This is a genomic window from Azonexus sp., from assembly GCF_036170495.1.
Classification (GTDB): Bacteria; Pseudomonadota; Gammaproteobacteria; order Burkholderiales; family Rhodocyclaceae; genus Azonexus.
On sequence record NZ_JAVHPH010000342.1, the window covers coordinates 1 to 2,289 of the forward strand.

A 2,289-nucleotide genomic window follows, 5' to 3' on the forward strand; every position below is an offset into this window, starting at 1 on the left:
TGGTCAAGGAAGTCGCTTCCAAGACCTCCGACATCGCCGGTGACGGCACCACCACCGCCACCGTGCTGGCCCAGTCCATCGTCCGCGAAGGCATGAAGTATGTCGCCGCCGGCATGAACCCGATGGATCTCAAGCGTGGTATCGACAAGGCTGTCGCCGCCACCCTCGACGAGCTCAAGGCTTTCTCCAAGCCGTGCACCACCACCAAGGAAATCGCCCAGGTTGGCGCCATCTCCGCCAACTCCGATGCGGACATCGGCGAGATCATCGCCAATGCCATGGAAAAGGTCGGCAAGGAAGGCGTCATCACCGTTGAAGACGGCAAGTCCCTGGCCAACGAACTCGACGTCGTCGAAGGCATGCAGTTCGACCGCGGCTACCTGTCGCCCTACTTCATCAACAACAGCGACAAGCAGCAAGCGCTGATGGAAAACCCGTTTGTCCTGCTCTTCGACAAGAAGATTTCCAACATCCGCGACCTCCTGCCGATCCTCGAACAAGTCGCCAAGGCCGGCCGTCCGCTGCTCATCATTGCTGAAGATGTCGATGGCGAAGCCCTGGCTACGCTGGTCGTCAACAACATCCGCGGCATCCTGAAGACCGTTGCCGTCAAGGCGCCGGGCTTTGGCGATCGGCGCAAGGCCATGCTCGAAGACATCGCCATCCTGACCGGCGGTACCGTCATCGCCGAAGAAACCGGCCTGTCCCTGGAAAAGGCTGTCCTGAAGGATCTGGGTTCGGCCAAGCGCATCGAAGTTTCCAAGGAAAACACCATCATCATCGACGGTGCCGGCGAAGCCGCTTCGATCGAAGCCCGCGTCAAGCAGATCCGCATCCAGATCGACGAAGCGACTTCCGATTACGACAAGGAAAAGCTCCAGGAACGTGTGGCCAAGCTGGCTGGCGGCGTTGCCGTCATCAAGGTTGGCGCCGCGACCGAAGTCGAAATGAAGGAAAAGAAGGCCCGCGTTGAAGACGCCCTGCACGCTACCCGTGCGGCGGTTGAAGAAGGCGTTGTCGCCGGCGGCGGCGTCGCCCTGATCCGTGCCCGTGCGGCCATCGGCAAGCTCAAGGGTGACAACCACGATCAGGATGCCGGCATCAAGATCGTCCTGCGCGCCATGGAACAGCCGCTGCGCGAAATCGTCGCCAACGCCGGTGACGAGCCGTCCGTTGTCGTCGACAAGGTGCAGCGTGGCAAGGGTAACTTTGGTTACAACGCTTCCACCGGCGAGTACGGCGACATGGTCGAAATGGGCGTGCTCGACCCGACCAAGGTGACCCGCACCGCGCTGCAAAACGCCGCCTCCGTGGCCGGCCTGATGCTCACCACCGAGTGCATGGTGGCCGAACTGGCTGAAGACAAGCCGGCCGGCGGCATGCCCGACATGAGCGGCATGGGCGGTATGGGTGGCATGGGCGGCATGGGGATGTAATCTCCCGCCAAGCAAGCTGCACCGCTTCGAAGAGCCCCGCCCTGTGCGGGGCTTTTTGTTTTTCGGGGTGAGCCTCGATCATCGTCCGAAATAGCTTTGATCTGCGTTATGGGTTTTGTAACAGACTGTAAGTTAGCTGTAAGACGCCACGCCTAAATTACGCTTCGCAGCAATGCCTCTATAAACAAAATCTGAGGAGCAAATCAATGCAAGACACACTAGATCGGGTGACAGCTAACCCGAAATTTCTGGAGTTTGTTGCCCTGCGCAGCAAATACTCCATTTTCATGGCCATCATTAGTGCTGCCGCTTACTACGGCTTCATTCTCCTGGTCGCCTTCGACAAGGAATTCCTCGGCAAGAAAATCGGCGAGGGTTACACGATGAGTATCGGCGTGCCGATCGGCGTCGGCGTTATCGCTTTCACCATTCTGTTGACCTGGATTTACGTTCGCCGCGCCAACAGCGAGTTCGACGCGATCAACGAAGGCCTGATCAAGGAGGCACAGAAGTAAGATGACTAAATTCACCAAAATTCTCGCCGGCCTTCTGGCGCTGGCTGTTGCCGGTGGCGCTATCGCCGCGGGTGCCGACCTCGGCAATACCACCAAGCAGGCAACCAACTGGACGGCAATCGTCATGTTTGCCATCTTCGTCGGTGCCACCCTGTTCATCACCAAATGGGCTGCTGCCAAGACCAAGTCGGCGGCGGACTTCTACACTGCGGGTGGCGGTATCACCGGCTTCCAGAACGGCCTGGCGATCGCCGGCGACTACATGTCCGCCGCGTCCTTCCTGGGTATTTCCGGTCTCGTTTTCGCCAACGGCTTCGACGGCCTGATCTTCTCGATCG

Annotated in this window: 3 protein-coding genes; all 3 read left to right on the plus strand. The window is 59.3% G+C overall.

The window, feature by feature from the left end; genetic code table 11:
- Positions 1-1,436, plus strand: a 1,436-nt coding sequence (groL, locus tag ADADOO_RS12750; RefSeq protein ID WP_511277880.1) for a chaperonin GroEL, incomplete at its 5' end; no start/stop codon positions are given.
- A 206-nt stretch (positions 1,437-1,642) separates the two neighbouring features.
- Positions 1,643-1,951 (plus strand): DUF485 domain-containing protein, encoded by a 309-nt coding sequence (locus ADADOO_RS12755; RefSeq protein WP_511277881.1) that lies wholly within the window; start codon positions 1,643-1,645, stop codon positions 1,949-1,951.
- A gap of 1 nt (position 1,952) precedes the next feature.
- A partial coding sequence (locus tag ADADOO_RS12760; protein ID WP_511277882.1) for a sodium:solute symporter family transporter occupies positions 1,953-2,289 on the plus strand: 337 nt, incomplete at its 3' end.

Bases quoted from the DNA above. Each gene is read 5' to 3' on its own strand.
- ADADOO_RS12755 (WP_511277881.1), top strand. From the start codon at position 1,643: ATGCAAGACACACTAGATCGGGTGACAGCTAACCCGAAATTTCTGGAG.